General features: G+C 38.4%; 18 protein-coding genes and 1 tRNA gene. 16 read left to right on the top strand and 3 right to left on the bottom strand.

Translation table 11 applies throughout. The features are described 5' to 3' along the window. Positions 1 to 87: 87 nt before the first annotated feature. The 14 genes from F0P94_RS09215 (at position 88) to F0P94_RS09150 (ending at position 17,998) form a co-directional block, all read left to right on the top strand. Entirely contained in the window at positions 88 to 1,431 is a 1,344-nt protein-coding gene (locus F0P94_RS09215; RefSeq protein ID WP_150903593.1) for an SIR2 family protein, read from the top strand. Beyond that, positions 1,409 to 3,514, top strand: coding sequence for an ATP-binding protein (locus F0P94_RS09210; protein WP_150903592.1), 2,106 nt, complete (start codon positions 1,409 to 1,411; stop codon positions 3,512 to 3,514). The genes F0P94_RS09215 and F0P94_RS09210 overlap by 23 nt, the downstream gene beginning before the upstream one ends. A gap of 56 nt (positions 3,515 to 3,570) precedes the next feature. After that, positions 3,571 to 5,532, top strand: a complete 1,962-nt coding sequence (locus F0P94_RS09205; RefSeq protein WP_150903591.1) for an AAA family ATPase — start codon at positions 3,571 to 3,573, stop codon at positions 5,530 to 5,532. After that, positions 5,532 to 6,578, top strand: coding sequence for a 5-methylcytosine restriction system specificity protein McrC (locus F0P94_RS09200; RefSeq protein ID WP_150903590.1), 1,047 nt, complete (start codon positions 5,532 to 5,534; stop codon positions 6,576 to 6,578). Before F0P94_RS09205 ends, F0P94_RS09200 begins: the two co-directional genes overlap by 1 nt. A gap of 1,577 nt (positions 6,579 to 8,155) precedes the next feature. Further along, complete coding sequence (locus F0P94_RS09195; protein ID WP_150903589.1) at positions 8,156 to 8,719, top strand: helix-turn-helix domain-containing protein; 564 nt, start codon at positions 8,156 to 8,158, stop codon at positions 8,717 to 8,719. 672 nt (positions 8,720 to 9,391) lie between these two features. Beyond that, a complete protein-coding gene (locus F0P94_RS09190) occupies positions 9,392 to 10,339 on the top strand; it encodes a hypothetical protein (protein ID WP_150903588.1) in 948 nt (315 codons plus the stop codon). A 352-nt stretch (positions 10,340 to 10,691) separates the two neighbouring features. Beyond that, entirely contained in the window at positions 10,692 to 12,317 is a 1,626-nt protein-coding gene (locus F0P94_RS09185) for a recombinase family protein (RefSeq protein ID WP_150903587.1), read from the top strand. Between the two features lie 101 nt (positions 12,318 to 12,418). After that, positions 12,419 to 13,633 carry a site-specific integrase gene (locus F0P94_RS09180; protein WP_150903586.1) on the top strand — a complete coding sequence of 405 codons (1,215 nt, stop codon included), beginning with the start codon at positions 12,419 to 12,421 and terminating at the stop codon, positions 13,631 to 13,633. Positions 13,634 to 13,805: 172 nt separating this feature from the next. Further along, positions 13,806 to 15,272: a hypothetical protein gene (locus tag F0P94_RS09175; protein WP_150903585.1), complete on the top strand. Its 1,467-nt coding sequence runs from the start codon at positions 13,806 to 13,808 to the stop codon at positions 15,270 to 15,272. A 608-nt stretch (positions 15,273 to 15,880) separates the two neighbouring features. Next, the gene (locus F0P94_RS09170) at positions 15,881 to 16,522 is read left to right on the top strand and encodes a recombinase family protein (protein ID WP_150903584.1); all 642 of its coding nucleotides are present in this window, start codon (positions 15,881 to 15,883) and stop codon (positions 16,520 to 16,522) included. A 78-nt stretch (positions 16,523 to 16,600) separates the two neighbouring features. Beyond that, on the top strand, positions 16,601 to 17,095 hold the full coding sequence (locus F0P94_RS09165; RefSeq protein ID WP_150903583.1) for a hypothetical protein: 495 nt from the start codon (positions 16,601 to 16,603) through the stop codon (positions 17,093 to 17,095). A gap of 82 nt (positions 17,096 to 17,177) precedes the next feature. Further along, entirely contained in the window at positions 17,178 to 17,495 is a 318-nt protein-coding gene (locus F0P94_RS09160; RefSeq protein ID WP_150903582.1) for a hypothetical protein, read from the top strand. A gap of 84 nt (positions 17,496 to 17,579) precedes the next feature. Continuing rightward, entirely contained in the window at positions 17,580 to 17,786 is a 207-nt protein-coding gene (locus tag F0P94_RS09155; protein WP_150903581.1) for a hypothetical protein, read from the top strand. Then, positions 17,786 to 17,998 carry a hypothetical protein gene (locus F0P94_RS09150; protein ID WP_150903580.1) on the top strand — a complete coding sequence of 71 codons (213 nt, stop codon included), beginning with the start codon at positions 17,786 to 17,788 and terminating at the stop codon, positions 17,996 to 17,998. The genes F0P94_RS09155 and F0P94_RS09150 overlap by 1 nt, the downstream gene beginning before the upstream one ends. Before the next feature lie 427 nt (positions 17,999 to 18,425). Here the strand turns inward: F0P94_RS09150 and F0P94_RS09145 are convergent, their stop codons facing one another. Then, on the bottom strand, positions 18,426 to 18,710 hold the full coding sequence (locus F0P94_RS09145) for a helix-turn-helix domain-containing protein (protein WP_150903579.1): 285 nt from the start codon (positions 18,708 to 18,710) through the stop codon (positions 18,426 to 18,428). Between the two features lie 371 nt (positions 18,711 to 19,081). Continuing rightward, a tRNA-Ile gene (locus F0P94_RS09140) sits at positions 19,082 to 19,155 on the bottom strand. 88 nt (positions 19,156 to 19,243) lie between these two features. On the opposite strand from F0P94_RS09140, the gene F0P94_RS09135 reads away from it, so the two are divergent. Both F0P94_RS09135 and F0P94_RS09130 read left to right on the top strand, forming a co-directional pair. Continuing rightward, positions 19,244 to 19,873: an HAD family hydrolase gene (locus tag F0P94_RS09135; protein ID WP_150903578.1), complete on the top strand. Its 630-nt coding sequence runs from the start codon at positions 19,244 to 19,246 to the stop codon at positions 19,871 to 19,873. Continuing rightward, positions 19,863 to 21,002: a site-2 protease family protein gene (locus F0P94_RS09130; RefSeq protein WP_150903577.1), complete on the top strand. Its 1,140-nt coding sequence runs from the start codon at positions 19,863 to 19,865 to the stop codon at positions 21,000 to 21,002. Before F0P94_RS09135 ends, F0P94_RS09130 begins: the two co-directional genes overlap by 11 nt. Before the next feature lie 647 nt (positions 21,003 to 21,649). Here F0P94_RS09130 and F0P94_RS09125 read toward each other — a convergent pair. Continuing rightward, positions 21,650 to 21,943, bottom strand: a complete 294-nt coding sequence (locus tag F0P94_RS09125) for a rhodanese-like domain-containing protein (RefSeq protein WP_150903576.1) — start codon at positions 21,941 to 21,943, stop codon at positions 21,650 to 21,652. Positions 21,944 to 21,945: the final 2 nt, after the last annotated feature.

Here is a 21,945-nt window from a genome sequence, read left to right as displayed (position 1 = left end):
TTAAATTGGCCATCCCCCTCACAATGAAATACTAATATTAGGCAACAACATATACCTTTTCTCTTAAAATTACTCTTGAATAAAACTATGGATTCTAATGAATTTGAAATTAACTGGTCTAAACCACATATTTTAAAAATTAACAATGATATTATTTGTAGTGATGAAATTTCAGATCAAAAAGGCCTTCGTAAAAAAATAGAGCCTTGGTTTAGTACAATCTTCCAAAGTGAACACTTTTCACTATTAATTGGATCGGGGCTAACCACTTCAGTAAGTTATCTTGCTGGTAATGCATCTCAAGGGATGGGGCGACTGAATCTAGAAGGAGAATATTCAACTAATATAAAGCTTCATTCTGAGAAGTCTGCTTCTGCAATGGAGCGTGGTGAAGCTAATTTAGAAGACGATTTCAGAGTAGCATTTGATCTCCAAAGAGGACTAGAGATTTTAGGCGATACTCTTTCAGGTAACTTAAAAGCCGAACTTGATATAAGGTTAAATGAATTTATAAAACAAATTCTATTAACCGAAAGAGCATTTATTGAGAAGAATGAAGCCGAGGATTCAAACGCCTTTATTGCATTTAATTATCTTAAATCCTTTCTCTTAAGCTTTGCGAGTAGGGCCGCTTCTAGAGAAAGACTAAATATCTTTACAACGAATTATGACCGTTTTATAGAGTTTGGATGTGACGAAGTTGGGGTTATACTTCTGGATAGATTTAAAGGAAAGCTGCAGCCAATCTTCAGAAATACTCGCTTAGAATTAGACTATCATTATAATCCTCCAGGTATTCGGGGAGAACCTCGCTACGTTGAGGGAGTTGCAAAAATAACGAAATTGCATGGGTCTATTGATTGGAAATTTTGCAAAAAAGGCAAGATTATTCGCTCTCTCCTCCCCTTTGGTGCACCAGACTCGCATCCTGATATCCCTAATAATGCTACAGAGCATAGCGTTATTTATCCTAATTCTGCAAAGGATATTGAAACGGCTTATTACCCTTATTCAGAACTTTTTAGAGACTTTTCTACAGCCATTTGCCGTCCTAATTCAGCAATTGTAACATTCGGTTACGGATTTGGTGATTCCCATATAAATAGGGTAATAGCCGATATGTTTACCATGCCTTCAACTCATTTAGTAATAATTGCTTACAGCGATCCTGGTGATAGGATTCAAAAGTTTCTACAGGACAAGAATAAAGCACAATATACTTTACTTCTTGGACCTCATTTTGGAGATTTAAAATCATTAGTAGATAATTATTTACCTAAGTCAGCTATTGACAAGCTTACAATTAAAATGAATGAACTTGTAAATAAGCGGGATGGGTCAAATTCAGAAAAAGAAGTTGTCCCAAGTGAAGAGGAATTAAAAGAGAATGTAAAAAAAGCACTTGAAAATGGTCAACCTGGATCAAATTAGGCATTTAGCAATCGGTACAGTAGAATTTGTTTCTCCTGTTGATATTAAGGTAATATTAGAGACCGACGCCCCTCAAAGCACCGCAATAAATACAGGTGTCCCTAGTTTATTCCCCCGGATAAACGGTTTTGTTTTAATTCCAAATGAAGTTGGAGCACTGGTGGGCATTATAAATTGGTTAGGTGTGGAAAATTCACAATACCCTAAAAGAAAAGGGTATAAAGATTTTGACCTAATAGATTTACCTTTTCCATTAAGGAAAATGTCAATTAATCCAGTAGGAACTCTTACTACTGATCATATCAATACTAAATCAACATACAAATTAGAGAGGGGGGTATATTCCTTTCCTTCCATCGGTGATTCAGTTGTACTTCCAACCTCCGAGCAGCTTAAAGCAATCGTTGAAAATGACGATGACCAAGCTTTTGTAAAAATTGGCGTAGCCCCTATTGCAGATAATGCATCTGTAAAAATTAATCCTGATAAGTTATTTGGTCGCCATGTTGCAGTTTTAGGTAATACCGGTAGTGGTAAGTCTTGCTCGGTTGCAGGCCTTATTAGATGGTCATTAGAAGAAGCTCAAAAAAGAAATCAAACAACTAATCCTTTAAATGCAAGATTTGTAGTACTTGACCCAAATGGAGAGTATTCTGATTCTTTTCAGAATCTTAATACTGAGGTTAAAGTTTTTAAAGTTGAACTGAAAGTAGGTGAAGCTGAGTATTTAAAACAATTAAAAGTGCCTGCTTGGCTTTGGAATAGCTATGAATGGAGTTCATTTGCGCAAGCAAGTGGGAAAACCCAGCGCCCTATTTTAGTAAAAACGCTTAGAGAGTTAAAATCAGGCGGAATTTCTGCAACAGAGAACAATTTTCAAAAAGCAAGAAGATTTATTAATAGCTGCCACACCTCTATTCTACATGATCTTGCTATTGGTTCTAGTTCTATTGCTGACAAACCAGGTAGAAATGATTTTGGGAAAAGATTACAAAGTTATTCCAACTCTATAAGGTCATTTGTAGATTCATGCGAATTGGAAATCAATTCCTGTTTAGAGTCTTTAGCTGACCATATAGAAAATATTGCGAAGTCTAAGTTTAAGACATACCAAAGCACAGAGTATTATGAATCTTTTAATGCTGCTGAGGCCCAAAGTTGTATTGATGCCCTAAAAGCTTTTTTAGATCAATTTGGTGGAATAGCTTCTTATGAGGGACCTAATGAGGATGCTCCAATTAATTTTGATTCAGAACAATTACCTAGCCATCTTGAATTAGTTGCCAACCAACAAGGTGTTTTGCCGTTTTTAGACTTTCTTATAATGAGGATTCGTACTATGCTTTCAGATGCACGAATGAATTCAATTATAGGGTCAGACGATTCCCTAACTCTTGAACAATGGCTTGAAAACCATCTAAAAGGAATTGTTGTAATTGATCTTTCCTTAGTTCCTGCAGATGTTGTTCACCTGGTAGTAGCTGTGGCATCAAGGGTTATTTTCGAAGCTCTTCAACGATATAGAAGACAAAATGCCCGTGTACTTCCAACAGTATTAGTACTCGAAGAAGCTCATAATTTTATTAAGCGAGGTTATGAAAAATCTGAAGAAATATCAGCGACTGAAATATGCAACCAGATTTATGAAAGGATTGCAAGGGAAGGACGAAAGTTTGGCCTTAGCTTAATGATATCATCTCAAAGACCATCTGAACTTTCAGCTACCATACTATCACAATGCAATACTTTCCTATTACATAGAATTGTAAATGATAGAGATCAAGAATTAATTAGCAGACTTGTACCTGATAATGTTGGTGGATTGCTTAAGGAATTACCTGTTTTACCTAGTAGAAAGGCAATCCTATTAGGCTGGGCATCTTCCATTCCTATATTAGTTGAAATTAATGAGCTTGAAAAGAAATATAGACCTAAATCTGATGATCCTGATTTTTGGAATGTTTGGACAGGAAATGAATCTCGAGACGTAGATTGGAATTCAATAGCAGCCGAATGGCAAGGAACTAAACAAGAAACTGCCCCTACTAATGGAGCTGAGGAAACTGCAGATATACCTGCATAGTTCGGGTTAAAGATTTTCCTAAGTTTAATACTTTTAGAAACATTTAATAATTAAGCATGGCTTACTTCGAGCTTCAAAAGCAAGTATTTGATTATTTATATACGCGTCATCAGAAAGACAATAATTTTACTTTTTCGGTAAGGAAGAAATTTAGCAAGGGTAAAGCTCGGAATCATTTTATTGGCACGGAAAAGTCAGGCTATTTTGGCTTCACTTTGTGGTTACTTCCTTGCTATTATAGAGGAGCTGCAATAGATGCAGCCACTTTTATAATCCGGAAAATTGACAAAGAATATTGTCAATTGATGTTTCAGTTCAACACCAGCCGAAAACCGGTTGATGAACAAAATGAGGCAACCCTAAATTTAGGTGAAGAGCTAATTCAAAGATTCAAGAATGCCTCAATACAGTACCATACAAATCCTAAAAACAATAAAATGTCCTGGATTGGGGTATATAAAGATCAGGTTCCGCATAGCGGTCTTGCTTTAGCTTTGGAGGAATTAATCAATACGATTAAAGTCCATGTCGATGAAGGCATTAAGACCTTACAAGCTAAATATCCTAACTGGCATGGCGGTTCAATTACACCTGCGGCATTCGACTTAAGTATTGCCAAATTAATATCTAAGCGAAGCGGAAAAGTTGATTTACCTCCTACTCTACCACCTATTATAGAACCTCTGCAGAATATTAGCCCCTCAGAGCCGGAATCAATAAATTACTGGTGGCTCAACTGCAATCCAAGGATTTGGCGCATGGAAGACTATGCCATTGGCCAAGAACAAACCTATTCTAACGTAAATGCAAAGGGCAATAAACGTAATGTTTACGAGAACTTTTCTAAAGTAAAGCCCGGCGATTTGCTAATTGGGTATGAATCTACACCAAGCAAAAGGGTTAAAGCCATTTTAGAAGTTACCCAAGAACTTCACCAGGATGATGAAGAAGGCGATATTTTCACTTTTAAGGTTAAGTCCTTCGTTCCTAACCAACTTACCTGGAACCAGCTCCAGGCTTTGCCTGAGTTAGCCAATTGCCGGGTAATGCGCAATAATCAGGGCAGCCTGTTTGAGCTAAGCCAAAATGAATATCAAGCTATACACAACCATTGTGTAGAAAATCTTGGAGTAGAAGCCGAAAAATATGATCTGGACGAAGCGGATAAAGAATTATTCATAGACCGTGCCACTATCCAGGAAATTAAATCCTCTCTTCAGCGTAAGAAAAACATCATCCTACAGGGTGCACCAGGCGTAGGCAAAACCTTTTTTGCCAAAAGGCTGGCTTATCTGCAAATGGGTAAAAAGGATGAAAGCCGGGTAGAAATGATCCAGTTCCACCAATCCTATGCTTATGAAGACTTCATTCGAGGTTTCCGGCCAAATGAGGAAGGGAAATTCACCTTAGCCAATGGTATCTTTTTCGAGTTCTGCCGCAAAGCTCAAAACAACCCTAAGCAAGAGTATTTCTTTATCATAGATGAAATAAATCGGGGCAATTTAAGCAAGATTTTCGGGGAATTATTGATGCTGATCGAGGCTGATAAGCGTGGCGAAGGTTTTGCTATTCCGTTAACTTATCGTAAAGAAAACGAGCCAAAGTTCTATGTACCCGAAAACATTTACATTATCGGCACCATGAATACTGCAGACCGTTCCTTGGCATTAGTAGATTACGCCTTACGCCGGAGGTTTGCCTTTTGGAACGTAGTCCCTAAATACGAAGAAAAATTCAAGAAATTCCTACAACAGAACAGCGCCATTGATGCAGCCATGGCAACTCAAATTGCTGAACGCTTAAGTAATTTAAACAAAAAAATCGAACAAGATAAGGACTTGGGAGTAGGTTTCATGGTAGGCCATAGTTATTTCTGCAGTATTCCAAAAGCTGATTTTGAAGCATTAGCCTGGTATACAGACATAATAGATCAGGAAATTAAACCTTTGCTGCAGGAGTACTGGTACGATAATGAAGCCAAAGCAAAGGAAGCAATTAAGATTTTGTCTCTGAACTAATGGCTATTCCAATCCAGAATATATACTACCTCCTAGCCTACGCTTGGGACCGTTTGGATGAAGCTGAGGCATTAAACCTGGATACAACTCAATTTACCAACCTTTTCGACTTGTTTGCAAAAGTGTTAGTAAACGGAACAACCCATTTATTAAAGAGGGGCTTGGATAGAAACTATCAGGAGGAAGAGTTGCTCACAAACCGACTCCGAGGTAAGATTCTTTTTCAGCCATCAATCAAGGAGAACACCATTGTAAAAGCGGCAGCATATTGTACTTATGATGAGCTAAGTTTCGACGTATTGCACAATCAGTTGCTGAAAGCAACACTTAAAACACTATCCCGGGAAGAAACCTTAAATCAGAAGATCCGGCAGGATATCCACTTGGTCCTGCAACGGTTTCCAACTGAAATTAATAACCTTAATGTAAAGAAGAGCCATTTAAAGAAAGTAAAGCTTCATCGAAACAATTCGAATTACAAACTTTTACTTTCGATTTGCAAACTGATATGGCAGGAGTTATTAAGTACGGAAAAGAGAGGTGAAGAGCCATTTAAGAATTTTATCCGTGATAAAAAAAGGATGGCTAAACTGTTCGAGCGGTTCTTGCTTAACTTTTACCGGAAACATTTAAATCCTGAAGATTGGCTGATTAAAGCAGAACAACTTTCATGGCAGCTTCACCCCCTTGCCAATCACTCTGACAAGGAATATATACCAGCCATGAAAACAGACATCAGTTTGATTTCAAAGGATCGGTATGTGATTATGGATGCTAAGTATTATCCTGAAGCACTGAAAAGTCAGTATGATAGGGATAAGATTATTTCCTCAAATCTGTACCAGGTTTTCTCTTATACTCAGAATTTAACCTCAGCCGGCAATCAGCAGGTTGAGGGAATTTTGATTTACCCTGAAGTATCTAATAGTCTTTCTCTCTCCTATCAATATAACTCAGGAAATAGACCTTTAATCAGAATCTGCACCATAAATCTCAACCAAAATTGGAAACAGATAGAAACTGACTTATTGAAGATCATTATTTAAAATTCGGTTAATTTTTATTAAATAAATAAAAACCCATCTCCTAACTTTAGGGCCATTTCCCATATGGTTTTGAAGTAATCTGATGGGAATACGAAAAAAGAATGCCAGATATTTTATAGTTGTATTTAGCAAATCAGAATAGGCCCTTTACAAGCTGCAGAAAGACTATTAGTATTTATACAGAAAATAGGTAACCTAGCCACTTGGTTCATCAACACTTCCTAGAGCATCTACAATATCGAAGATGCTTTGAAGGATGGTATAAAGCTAGTTAACAGTGGTGTTCTTTTTGAAATATGTAGTATGCATATCCGGGTATTGTTGCCTTACATTTATAGTTATTCAGGCTAGCGTTTTTACTGCTTAAAAGGAACGTATCTAGGTTGGTCTATGGGTCTTCTATCTATTATTACTTCCTTCGGGAATCTTAGCAGTTCGGCAGGTAAGTGTCGAAAATACTTTGTCAAAGCAAAAGCCTGTCATTAAAGAAAATTGTCCTACGTTTTCAACTGGTAAAAAACTGCTGATTTTGATAGATTTTGGATAGAACTGGAGACAGTCTAAGAATATAATTCCACTTAAAAATCTGAGGCTCGAAAAGCTTGGCTACTCCCCTGCTCAGGGCTTTAAAATACCTTAAAAATGGCTCTAAATTGATTGAAAATGGACCTCCTCTTTCCGGCATGAAAAACCTTCCAAAATTGTTCAGGATTTGGCCTAGTTTTCCGAGCTAAAAAGCGGACATTTTCTAGATGATAAACCATACCATTTTTACAGCGGTAATTTTGTATAATTTCAACCAACAAAGGCCTATCATTACACACTGGTTACCAACACTCTAACCTCATTTTTCCCACTTCATTTTCTAACAATTTTTAAGCTTCTTTTCTATCCTAAAAGTTTGGAAAAAGACCATGTGAAAACCTCTTGAAATTTCAACTAAAATCTTGAGATCATTTCCTAACCATTTTGAGGTAAATTTTTCATGCTTTTTGCCCTACTTCTTCACACATTCAACCCTCTATCGGATTTCAACTCTGTTTCGTCGCTAATACTACTTGTAACTTCTAGTAGTGGAAGCGCCACATATTTATTACTAGGATGAGCGATAAACTGGAATAAACTCCATTATTAAATTGCTCTAAAAATTGATGCAGCTTTAGCTAAATCTTACGCTTCGGCACTAGATTTTTTATAACATTCTTAAAAGAAGTTGGTGATTAATGAAGCAATCAAAAATAAGCTTAACGAACTTGCCATAAGAGGCAATTTAAAGTAAACTTAACGGCATTTTCACCTTTGTACAGGGGTATTCTTACTCATTTTTGCTGATTATTTACCGATCTGTACTTCGCCTCCAGCCGTCTCGATAAAACAACCTATAATTACTTAGCACCAGGCTATATTTCAGCTCTTTACATCATAATTTATCTCATCAAATTTCAACAGTTAATTACCTTAAAATTACATCATAAACTCTCAAAAAGGTTAGCTCAAGCCACAATAATAAACTTTAGTAAACAAATTATTTTTAAGTCTCCCATTGACAAATAATTTATTTTACATACGTTTGAGCCGTGAGAGAACTATATCAACAAATCAAAGCTATTCGCAGGGCGCGTGGCTTGAAGCAGGAAGAAATAGCATCTGTACTTGGCATCAAAAAAGCCAACCTTAGCCGGATTGAAAATGGTGGTATCACCCTTACCGATGATAAGCTTGAGAAACTAGCTGCATACTTTAAAATGAGCATCGAAGAAATTGCCTCGTTTGAAACAGCTCATGATAAGCTACTAAAAGAAAAACAAAAAGGTGCTTTAGAAAATCTAGTGGAGCAGCAGCAAAAACAGATCGAGCGCATGAAGCGCAATAACGAGAACTTTCTAATTGATCTCCATAACCACTTCAAGGATCAGTTAAATGCCGGTAAAACCAATTTATTGGGAGAAGATACTCAGCCAAAAGACGCTTTTGAAGCTTTGTGCAAGATTAAAGGCATCAAGCATCTTTTCAACGATGAAAACCTTCATTCCAACTTCCCTTTACTTGCCCCCTTTCAGGAGTACCAGGAAGATTACCCGGAACTTACCTTAAATCTGGCGCTTAAACAACTAGATATCGCTCTAGGCTTACTTGACTAACTGCAGCAACAAACCAATCTTAAAACCTTCCACCTTTCAATAAACTAACTACTATTACAAGTATCCAATGACCGGCTGCAACAGTAAAAAGATCGCAAAGGAGATGCATGAGTAGTTCCAGCAAATACTCCCTTCTTACCTGATAGATCCTCTCCTAGCCAGCCCTTTAAAGCAGCAGTTGGCGTATACCTTTAAGTAACACACCACCAGAAGGAGGAAGAAGAAAAAGACCTGCAGAAGAATCCCTAGGAGTTAAAGTAGAAGCTGGATCAGATTGAAAAAAGGTTTGTACCTGGAGAAATCGACAAGAAACTCTATGCTAAATTTAGCACCAAGTTCCCCAAGAGCTGGAAAAATCGAGATGTATAACCAAGTAGAGGCGTTTAAGATTTCGAACCTTGAAAAATGCCTATATAATAGCGATCTCTTTCATCAATCTTACAACTCTAAGCCAAAGCACAGGAGCTTTAAACTACAGCTTATTAAAATATTCAAAGATTTTAAAATATAAAACAGCCTTTATTCCATTCTTTTACCTTTACTCAGCAATTTTCGTTCAAAATTCAGCTTGGATTAGCTTCAACGGTTCAATCGCAATTTAAACCAAACACTACCTTAATGTTTTTATTTTAAATATTATTTTTACATTTGTGTAAATAAATAAAAAAATAAATGGATGCCCCTTTTTCCCTAAGTTTAGAACTCTCTGACCATGCATCTTATAATGAACTATATGACCGCATAGAAAAGCCGTTACTTTTCCTCAAAGATGCTAATGTAGCTTCTAAGAATTTTAATGATTGGCGCAAGGCAGGTCTATGGTTTGACGATGCCAGTGAAAAGCGCACCTGGACGAAACTAAATTTGGAACAATATATCTGGTTAAAGATGATTCAGCAGTTGCGGCAACTAGGATGCTCTACAGATCTGATTCAGAAAGTAAAGCAACAGCTTATTGTTCCGCTTGGAGTAGAAGAACTCTTTAATACCTACAAGGAAGAACTCTTAAAGAAGACCCGAAAAATGCCACTTAGGCCAGAAGAAAAAGCAGAGTTACTTAACTCCTTTGAAAACGAAGAGTTCATCCAATCGCTAAAAGAAACTGAGGAAGGACAAAGAGCAATTAAAAGTCTAACCAAAATCCGTAGCATCTTGCTTAATGCCTTGGTTCTACACCAGCACGTTGCAGTTCTTATCTTTCCAGATGGTACCGTTGTAGAGTGGCTGGATGAAATTCTCCAGATTGATCCAAATGCAGGGCAGCTCTTAAAGCGTACCCACCTTTATCTTTCCATAACGGAGCACCTGATGGAATTTCTTATTGATCCGGATAAAGAATCCTTTATTTCTCCTTTGCAGCTCCTTACTGAAGAAGAAAGGCAAGTACTAAGTGCTTTACGGGACAAAACATTAAAAGAAGTGTTAATCACCTATACTAAGGATCCGAAAACAAAGAAAGAAACCAAGCACTTAATCACCACTAAGGATGGGGAAATGCCTGCAGATGATGAGCAGAAAATATTAGATATTTTACTGAATAAAAAGTATCATGGCTTTGAGCTCAAAAGGAGAAATGGGAACAGGTTCTACTTTGAACGTCAAACTCATAGAGAATTATAAAATAAATCAAAAAGCTACTTACAGCTTTTCAAGTATTAATAGTACCAAGTTAGGCCTGCGCCTTGCCTGAAGAATGGTCCTGAAAGCTTCAGCACCAAACTATGAACCCTGCTGCACTCCTGAAAGCCTCAGCTGCAGCCCGAGTGTTCAACCAAAGTGTCAACTTTATTTAAAACTAGAAATCAAAAACAACAAGAAGAACAATCATTTTCCTTAATTGAAAAGCTAATACTAAAACTCTCAACCTTACCTAGTTACCAACATTTACCGAAGGAAGAGCTCTGCTCCATTGCAGAGTCTCTTCTAGTACTCAGCAACGCTTACTTTTCTATTTACAAAAATCAGCAGCAAAATGATGACCAGATATAATCTCGAACAGTTTTCTAAGTTTGTCAAAGTACATAAGAACAAACAAACTAAGCAAGGCAAGTATGCCGTAATTTATACCAGGGTTTCATCAAAAGAACAAGCCGATACCGGAAATAGCTTAGAGTCGCAGTTGAAGTACTGTGAGCAATTTGCAGAGCGGCATGGCTTTGAAGTGCTGGAATATTTTGGTGGTACTTACGAAAGTGCAAAAGGTGACGAGCGGAAGGAATTTAAGAAAATGCTTGAGTTCGTAAAGCGGCAAAAAGCTAAAGTGAGTACCATAATCGTTTACAGCTATGACAGATTCTCTCGCACTGGTGGTAATGCCATTTACCTAAACGATCAGTTAGAACAAATAGGCATTTCTGTTTCCTCCTGCATACAACCAACAGACACATCTACTTCTGCTGGTAAGTTCAACCGAAACATGCAGTATTTATTCAGCAAATATGATAACGATCAGAGACGCGAGAAATCGGTTACTGGCATGCTGGAGGCTTTGCGCCGGGGCCAGTGGGTAAGCAAACCACCTATTGGCTATGAAAGAGCTTTCGTAAATGGGCAACGATGCCTTGCTATAGATAAGAATGGAAAGTTGTTAAGACAAGCTTTCCTAATGAAATGCAAAGAAGGATTAAGCAACACTGCCATAATAGCAAAGTTGAATAGTATGGGATTGAGGCTAAGCAACCAGATGCTTACTCATATCTTTAGAAATCCATTTTATTGCGGCATTATTACCAACAAGCTTTTGGGTGAAGAGTTAATACGCGGCAAGCATGAACCTCTAATTTCTGAAGAAATTTTCTTCCAGGTAAATGACATTCAATCAGCAAATCCACAAGGTTATCAAGTTCAGTTAGAGGATGAAAACTTGCCACTAAAGCAGCATATCCGTTGCGCTAATAGCGGCGCTCCTTTCACCGGGTATGAAGTAAAGAAAAAGGGCCTTCATTATTACAAATGCAACAAGGTTGGTTGCAAATGCAATAAGAGCGCCAAAATCATACATGAAACCTACCTAGATTTATTAAAGCAATACCAGGTAAATAAAGAGCTCATTCCGGTTTTAAAGGAAGCACTATCAGGCGTATTTACTGAAAGACATGAAAACAGTAAGCAGCAAGCAAAACTAATCCAGCAGCAGGCAACAGAGCGCGATAAGAAATTAGAAGCTCTAGAAGAGCGCTTTGTTTTTGGGGAAGTTCCAAAAGAACTTTATGAAAAGTTTAGTCAAAAATTAAAGCAAGAACGAAGAGAAACGGAAGCTCACCTGGCAAGTTTGACTGGACCCTTATCGAACCATCAAAAGTTCATAGAAATGGGCTTAAAACTTAGCGTAACTCTCTGTGAATCATGGAGCATAGCAAATTTCAATGAAAAGCAAAGATTACAGTCCCTTATCTTTCCTGAAGGGGTGTATTATGATCGGAAAATACAGGGTTATCGAACCCCAAGAGTGAACGCAATTTTTAAGCTAAGTGCTTCATTCAATGAACATTACAAACTGGCTAAAAAAGAAAAAACCAGCCCGAAGACTGGTTTTTCAAATTTGGTGGGCCCACTTGGAATCGAACCTTTTTATTCTTACCTCTCAAAAATGCCTTAAATTAGCTTTTAAACGGGGTTTTTGAATTTAGTTTTTGTCGTTTCTGGTTAATTTCCGTTACTTCACTTACTAAATACTTACTAAACCTTAACCTCAAAGCCATGCTATCAAAAGTCATTTTACACAACAAAGACAAAAACGGCCTTTATTCGGTTTACGTCCAGTACATCAATAACGGTAAGATCAAACGGTTTCCAACAGGGGTTAAGGTTGCAAAAACTGGATGGAATGAGGAAAAAGAACAAGTAAAACTAAACGGAACGGAAGACCACAAAACAGATAATACCAACATTTGGGAAATAAAGAATAAGGTTGACCGCATCATTAAAGAGCATTATTCCGAACGTGGTATAGCTCCCACCGTGGATTACGTGCAAGCTGAATACAACGACCTCAACAACGTTAAAGGGCTTAAAAACACGTTTTTCGGCTATTTAGATGAGTTTATTGAGCTAAAACGACAGTCTGTTACACCTAACACTCTAAAGGGGTTTAAGGCCCTTAAAATCAATTTAACAGAGTTTCAGGAACAGAACAAGACCCTTTATATCACCTTTGAGGGAATCAATAACGTTTTTCTGGATAAGTACAAAAACTTCCTGATAAGTAAGAAATACCACAATACCACCGTATGGAAACGCATACGCATTTTTAAAGAATTTCTAAACTACTACCTCAAGGCAGAGGTCCACAACAACACAAAGTTCAAAGACTATAAATTTAAGGCTGCAAAAGGCAATAAAGAGCAAGTAATTACCTTATCTCTGGAAGAGTTACAAAAGGTAAAGGGTATTGACTTCCATTTTAGCAAACGTTTAGATTACGTTCGCGACCTGTTTTTAATCCAGAGCTTTACAGGTCTTCGTTTTAGCGATGTAATAAGGTTATCAAAAGCCAACATCAAAAACGGAATGATTACAACCAACATTGAGAAGACCAAAACCGCAACCCATACCCTACCCCTAAACAGCATTGTAAAAGAATTACTTGAAAAATACGATTACCAATTGCGAAAAATAAGTAACGTAAAATACAACCAGTACATCAAAGAGGTATGTTCGTTTGTTCCAGAATTGCGAAACGTTGAAACCATTATTCATTACAACGGAAACGAAACCATTAAAAACGAGATAGAACGTTACAAGCTCATTACCACCCACACGGCCCGAAGGAACTTTGTAACGGTCCTCTTTGAAAAGAATGTTAATCCAGCCTTGATAATGAAATGGACAGGCCACAAGTCCTTAAATGAGTTTATGAAGTACCTCAACACCCGACAGGGAGAGGCCGCAGAAATTGAAAAGCTAACCTTTTAACCATCGAACAAGGCCCTCAAAAACTGAGGGCTTTTTTATTTATTTCTGTTTTTCAGAGAAAAAACATACAATTGAGTTAAACATTTGTCATGACACGTATTTATACGTATACAACAACAGGATAACTTACGGCTTACGGTTTTGCCTCAATAAACTGGAACTACATGCTTACTTGGAAACTAACACACAATCTTTCGTACTGGATAACCCCCAGCTATTAAGGGGTACAACTCATACGAAAACTAACACCCTTACCATTCCAGATACCTTTATCTGTACTCTTACTTCAGCAGATGAAACAGTATTTGATTTCAACTATATTGATACTTACTATAAAAAGGAATCAGGTTATTACCTTATAAACGATTCTATAACCATTAAGAAGACCCAGAGATTAGAAAAGAATTATCTGGTTACTTTCGATGTGTTTATTGATGGTGAACATACGGCAGAGTTTGCCACCAATTGCAGGACCTCAAAAAATAGTCCTTACCTCAAATACAAGGCAATTAACGATACCTTTTGTTCTGGTTACTGGAGAGAGTATTACTTCCAATTTACTCAGGCTCTTGGATTAGAGCTATACGGTATTACTGATTTCCACATTGCCCACGATACTAATCAGAATACATTATCTGAATATAAAAACCTTTTCCTAAACTCAACTATAATTACCGAAGGGACCCAGTATGCGCCCGTTCAACCTGTTTGCGTTCACATGCTGGCAAATTGCGGTCAGTTTGTTATTAGTCCAGCCAGAAAAGCAACTCAAGCCACCAAAGCCCCTAAATCTGATATAAGGTTAACGATTTACGATAAAACCCAGGAACTTGAGATAAGCAACAAGCCGAACATAAATGCCCTACATAAACTCTCAGGACTGGAAATTAACAAACCTATATTCAGAAACGAATTACGAATAGGTAAAAAGCCGTTAAAGGGGGTAAGAATTGAGGACCTAAACCAGCAGGGTATTGAAAGCCTTTACCGTAAACATGCTCAAAACCTCTTGAGCTATTACGATCTAAAAACGCCAGTTATCCAGCCGAACGGCAAGGCTTACGATAAAAACAGAAACTACCAATACAAGCGTATTGATATACTGGATTTAACGACCTTTAATAATGCCGAACTGCAAGTAAGCAAGCCAGAAACGGAAAAGAAGAGCAATCCAACACAGAGTATTAAAACGGCCTTTAAGATCAATTTCAATAACTACATTATCGGGCAAACTGATATAGCCACATTGCAGGAATTCATTGCTTGTAAAAATAACTATTTAGTAAGTACCCCTACCCACTCAAATGATCTGGAAACGGAAAACAGGTTGCAATACCAACACCTGACAAAGAAATGCATTGATGGTTTTCTCTTGCCTCCTAATCCTGAAATTTTTGAGCGTTTAGGTACAATCCAGCAAGCTTTATTTAATAACGATATTCCACCCATGCAAAAACCAGAACCAGAATTTAACCTTAAACCACGCGCTTATTCAGGTGCAGGTCGTACCGTTCCGAAAGATTGGGACGGCGGCGAGTTCGTTACATCAACAGGTGGTTTCAATCAGGCCGAATACATGCAAATGCTAAAAATGATTGATAATAAGTACGCAAAGAATGACCTCAAATTAGTAGCCTAATAATATGAACACCAACCCTGAAAAGAAAAAATTTCAATTGAGAATAGAAACCGAGTTGCTCAATCAATTGAAAGCGAAAACAAAAAGCAATAAAACCGATGTAAGCAAAGTTTTACGATCACTTATCGCATCGTATATAGATTAAAGAATTTCCAATTAAGCATAAGTTAAGACAGACTACTTTGTGGTCTGTTTTTCTTTTTTGGTTGTTTCTCTCAAACCGTTAAAACCTACCAAAACAGGCACAGTAACACCCCTTTTTGCAAAATAGATAGTTTCAGTTTTAAAAACCTTGTTTCCAGTCCAGAAACAGCGATTTTGGGCAATACCCAAAAATCAAAAGTATAGGGGGTGTAAGCCAAAAACGGCCTTTTTTAGGCTCTCGGACCCTCAAAACGTTTTCGCCACGATATACCGCAAACATGGGGGTTATCGGAGCTAAAAACCAATACACTCAAAATTATGTGTTCAAAAAAGGTTGTTCAGAAAAAACCTTATTCTAACTCAATAAGGCCATTATTTTAACTCTTGTTTTTGTATTTAGAAAACCTATACCTTTTCTGAATACATTTCGTATCTTTGTTCACCAACCAGAAAACGGTCCAGCCATGCAAAAAAAGACAGCAATATTAGTTCGCGTTTCAACTCAAGATCAAAGCCATTCCAGACAATTAACGGAGCTTACAGAGTATGCAGAGGCCAGAGGCTTGCAGGTAGTGGAAACGATTACCGAAACGATTTCAGGCTCTAAAAGCAATAACGAACGTAAAGCAATCCAGCAACTTTTAAAACTGGCAAAGGCTAAAAAGATAAATAAGGTTTTAATTCACGAAGTAACCCGTTTAGGCCGTAATACTGCCGAATTACTGGCAACGTTGGAAGCTTTACACGCTCTTAAAGTTAGTATCGTGGTTAAGAATTATAATCTGGAAACGTTAAACCCAGATGGAAGCGTTAACTCAATAGCTCAATTCATGTTCACGTTATTAGCTGATGTAGGCCGTATGGAACGTGCGACGCTTATTGAGAGGGTCCGATCTGGTATGCAGGAAGCAAAGCGGAAAGGAAAACACGTTGGAAGGCCTCAAGGCACAACCAAAGCGAAAGAGGATTTACTAAAGCAATACAAAAGTATTGTTAAATGCTTAAATGAAGGTCAAACAGTGCGCAATACGGCAACGCTAACAGGTAAAGGTGTTAGTACGGTAATGAGGGTAAAGAAGCTCTTAAACGCTCCAGAACAAGCCTAAAAGCAATCGGTATTTATCAGGTAAGCAACTCAAAAAGGGTGGCTTTTTTTATTTGGTAACATTTGTTAATTTTCTGGCATGGATATTTATTCAATACTTGAAGTTGTCAAAAATCACTGGGATTCTGCCGTGGGTGTTATAGGTGGTGCATTTGGTTTTTGGAGTTATTATCAAACAAGAAAAGACAGAAAATTTAAACATGTTTTATTAGAGGATCATGAGAAGGTGAAAGATTTGCTGGATGTTAATTTTAATACCTTTAGAATTTTTCCATCGGTTTTTTTAGGAGAATCTTACCTAAAATTTTACGAACACCTCGAGGATCAAGCTATAACGTTTAAAATGGGTAGTTTACAAAAAGATTATGAGAAGGTCATTTCTGAGCTTCGGGCAATCATATCTGATTATAAAAAATTTCAACTTCAAATGGTTAATGGTTCGGCTCCATTTGTTGGAACCAATGAGTATAGTTTAATTGAGAGTAAATTTAAAGTACAGGGTCAAAATTTTATTAAGAACTGGGAAAAGTTTTTACGAGAAGCAAGGTATAAAACCGCAGCAAAAGAGGGGTAAAAAAATATTTTGCTTACTGATACTCAAAATTTAAACATACATACAATTGCCATTTTATACGGGTAAATAAACCAATATAATTATGGCAACACGCACCATTAACGGTACACAGTACCAAAACACACTCCAAACATTTAACGCTAATAAAGCAAAAGTAAACGCAATCCTGAGCAAGCTGGATAACGAAGTTAAAAATCTTATTGAGGGTTCGCAGTTATCAGAGTTTGGTGATCAATATTTTGTTTCGCTGGAATACACGCTAAAGAATAATAGGGTAAAGAACTTGCCAGCCTATTCCGATTTTACAGCAATTGGTGTTGATCTTACAGAACAGGTAAAATTACCCGAACCAATTATGACCTCAATTGCTACTCTCAAGACCTTTTATGCCGAAGTATAAAACGAGAAGTGGGCAGTACCACAGTTTTACGGCTGGTTAAAAGTCGTTAATGGTGTTGCCGTTCTTACCGATGCAGGGCAAACCATGCTGGACAATCTGAAAATCGTTTTAAACGATAACCAAAACGCGATCCTTACAAAGATTGAGCAAATAAGAGCTATTTTAATAGCTACACACAACGATAAGTTTTTGTTAGAAAAGCTATTTACTCCAGCCGTGGTTAACTCGTGGGGTGCTGAAAAAGACCTCCAAACAGAAAGTATTTGTGCGATTATTAAACAGGTCCAGTAATGAGATTATATAACCAACATGAACGCGTTAAAAAGCTCCTGAAACGATATAAAAAGAAGCGAAACGAACAGCAATTGGTAAAACGTCCTCAATTCTGGTTAAGCCAGGTTGAAGTTGACAAAGTAGCGGCGATGGCTGGAGCATACGGAATAACTCATTCCGATATTTTCAGAATAGCAGTAAACCATTTATCTCAATATTTAAGTAAGTAAAAGCCTTTGTTCTGGTTTCTTCGGTATTTTCATTCCCAGAGCAAAGCGAGGGGTAACGTTTGTAAGTAGCGTTACCCCTTTTATTGCTCTTACCTTAACTCCAGAGCTTCACAAGTCATCGTACTTTCGTTTGTTTTAAATTTAAAAAGGACAAACTTAAAGGGTTGATTTTTGAAATAATATAGTTCATGGAGAATGTTCTTTTCATCCCTGTTTTTTGCGACTAATTCAGCATTGATAAGGCAATAGGTTTTGCCGTTACTGGTTTCAATTGAATATTTCATTTTAATTTAATTTATGTTTAAAACTTATTGATTGTGTTGTCACGTTTCGGAAACCATATTTCGGTGGTGGCCTTACGACAGGAAAGGGCATAAAAAAACCCTCAATAGAGGGTGGCAGCGTGTTTAACATGAATAAGTGGGTGTTAGTATCGTTTTGATTTAATAAACGCCTCAAGGTCCTCTTTTGCGATCTTATAACGGCAGCGCATACCGTTACCCTTATTGAAGTTAATAGCCTTTATCTTTCCCAACTCAATATAATTGAGGACAGTTTTAGAACTAACCTTTAGCCTTTTCGCGGCCTCTTGAGTAGTTAAGAGTTCTGTTTCAGGTTTGGCCTTACTCTTTCCTGAATTCTGGTAAAGCTCAGTTACCATTTGCAGCAACTGGTTAAACTGGTTCTCTGGAACCATATAGAATTGATTCATAATTTTTTTAAGTTTTAGGTCTGATTTCTACATATCTAACAATTTCAGAGGCTTTTTTGTGACAGGGTGGTTAAAGCGTAAAATTCAACAGTCTCATTTTCAAAGAATTAGCAAATATTAACAACCAATAAAATATACCACTTTAAATATATTGTATCAAATGTTAAAAAGTAACACTTTTGTATTATTTCAGACCAAACCGAAAAAGAAATAAAAAGAAGCGAAGTAACCACCCTCAAAGGGCGGAAAAGAAATAAAAGGCAGGAACCAGAAAAGAGGGTTAAATCTGGCTAAAACTTACTAAATACTTACTAAAGGGCATAAAAAAACCGCTAACTTGTTGAAGATTAGCGGTTTAAAAGGGTTATTCGTGGGCCCACTTGGAATCGAACCAAGCACCTACTGATTATGAGTCAGTTGCTCTAACCGAATGAGCTATAGGCCCGTCAGAAAACAGGTTATTTCTGATTTGGAGTGCAATTCTACGGATTAAACCTTAATTTCGCAACAAAAATAACCTAAAAAATTTCTCTGTGGTTCCTGCTTCTATTCAAAACATCATCTTCGACCTTGGCGGCGTTATCATCAATATCGATTATCAGAAATCCATCGATACTTTTAAAAAGCTTTCCAAAGAAAACCAGACCATCGAATTCAACCAGAAAGCCCAATCCAAATTGTTCGATGACCTGGAAACCGGGCGAATCAGTGAGGAGGAGTTCCGGGATCAGGTGCGGGAATGCTACCAGGTAGAAGGAACCGATGAGCAGATAGATGCAGCCTGGAATGCCATGCTGCTCGATATTCCGGCGGAACGGATCGAGTTGCTTCGGAAACTTAAAAAGAAGTACAAACTTTTTCTGCTGAGCAACACCAACGCCATTCACCTAATCGGGTTTAATAAAATTGTGGAAGACAGTTTCGGGATCCCGAGCCTGGATTCGCTTTTCGATAAAACCTATTATTCGCACCTGGTGGGGCAGCGGAAGCCGGATGCCGTAATTTTTGAGCAGGTGCTGGCTGAAAACGGGTTAAAAAGAGAAGAAACTTTATTTATCGACGACAGTATTCAACATATAGAGAGTGCTGAAAAATGCGGTATCCAAACACTGCACCTGGCGCCTCCGCTTACGATAAATCAGGTCTTTAAGGATGTCGTTTAGAAAGTTTTGGCGCTATGGCCTGCATTTATTTTTGTTTCTGCTCACGCTGGTAACCACCACCCTGGCCGGCACCGAATGGATGCATGACAAACTATTCTTCTTCAGTAAAAGAGGTTTTAACATCCAAGGTTGGATGTCAAAGGAAGAGGTTTTTCAGGGCCTGGCCTTTTCGGTTTCCTTTCTGGGCGTGCTCACGGTGCATGAATTCGGGCATTATTTAACAGCCCGCTTTTACCGGATCCGGGTAACGCTGCCGTATTATATTCCCATGTTTTTCGGGATTACGAACAGCATTGGTACCATGGGGGCCTTCATTAAGATCAAGGAAAGGATCTTTTCCCGGAAGGAGTTCTTCGATGTCGGCATTGCCGGTCCGCTGGCCGGATTGGTAGTGGCCCTGCCCCTGCTTTTCTACGGCTACACCCATTTACCGCCGCCGGAACATATTTTCAGCATTCACCCGGAGTACCAGAAGTATGGCCTCGATTATGCCGCCTACGTGTACCAGAATACCGAAAACCAGCTTTATTTAGGCAAAAGCCTGCTAACGCTGTTCTTCGAAAAGTTTGTAGCCGACCCGGCGCTGCTGCCGCCCAAGTACGAGCTGATCCATTACCCGTTCATTCTGGCCGGGTACCTGTCGCTGTTTTTTACAGCGTTGAATTTGTTGCCAATCGGACAGCTCGACGGCGGCCACGTGCTTTACGGCTTACTGGGTTATAAACGGTTCAATCAGATTGCGCCGTTTATTTTTGTGCTCTTTATCGGGTATGCCGGATTGGGAATAATTACGCCTAAACTAAACCTGATTTCGGATTACTGGAAATGGATAACCTATGTGTTTTACCTATTGCTGGTTTTCCAGAAGATCGTACCGGAAAAACCCCAGGTTTTGCTTTTAACAGCCGGGGTAATCGGGTTTCAGCTGGCCTTCAGCTACGTTTTTCCGGGAATTGACGGTTATAACGGCTGGTTGGTTTTCGGGCTCATTCTCTCCCGAATGCTGGGGGTGCACCACCCTCCCTGTCCGGATGAAAGTCCGCTGTCTAAAGGCCGGAAGGTGCTGGGCTGGATCGCCATGCTGTTTTTCGTGCTTTGCTTCAGCCCGCAGCCTTTTGTTCTGGAGTAAGAGGTTCTCGTTAAAACCGAAAAATCAGTGGCGACTTTTTAAGCTAAAAGGATAGCGTTTTCAGTGTAAAAATGTAAACTATTCAGGAGTCTGAAAATACTGACAAGAAGTTATTTCATAAATCAAATTTCTCTGTAGCGTAGGGTTTAAACCCTACGCTACAGAGAAATTTATTAGCCGAAAGCAATTTCAAAAGCAGCTCTGGGTATTTGAAATGGCTTCAATCACTTCACAGGCTGAATGCGAACTGTTTCAAGTACAATAAAGAAAGCACTCCCCGGAAATTATCGCCTTATTCGCCTTTAATGCTTCATCCCGCCTGTCCCAAAGCAGTTCGGGGAGCGCTAGCCGAAGGAGCTTATGGAGCCGCATAACCAAAATGAAACAGTAAGACAAATCTTGCTACGCTCGCTTTGTCATAGAAGCATGTATAAGTTTCTTCGACAAGCTCAGAATGACGCAATAAAGTATCTTAAACTGACGGCCAATATGAAACATCAACATTAACAAGCTTGAAATGACGTGCTTTTAAACGCTAAAGAGCTTCCTGTTTAAACTCATCTGCCACAAACTTGGGATTTAGTCTTAAGAAATAAAAAAAGAGCAGCTTGCGGGCTGCTCTTTTGGTTTACTTTCAACAATTGCGGTTAACCGTTGTAAGCTAAAATTCCGCCTACTAAATTCCGGACGTTGGTAAAGCCTTGTTGCTGTAAAAATGCTTTGGCTGAGGCAGAACGGGCGCCGGAACGGCAATGCACAATTATTTCGTCGTTCTTGTGGTCTTCCAGTTCATCGAGCTTATCCGGAAGGCTTCCCAGTGGAATGTGCAGGCCGCCGATATTTTGTTCCTGGTATTCCCAGTCTTCGCGCACGTCAACAATCAGGGGCTTTTCGCCTTTGGCCAGGCGCTCTTTCAGTTCGGTAACAGTTATGTCGTTCATCA

The sequence above is a fragment of the Adhaeribacter soli genome (assembly GCF_008727925.1).
In the GTDB taxonomy this organism is placed as follows: Bacteria; Bacteroidota; Bacteroidia; order Cytophagales; family Hymenobacteraceae; genus Adhaeribacter_A; species Adhaeribacter_A soli.
The sequence above is the reverse complement of the archived record's forward strand: the minus strand, read 5'-3'. Positions and strand labels throughout refer to the sequence as shown.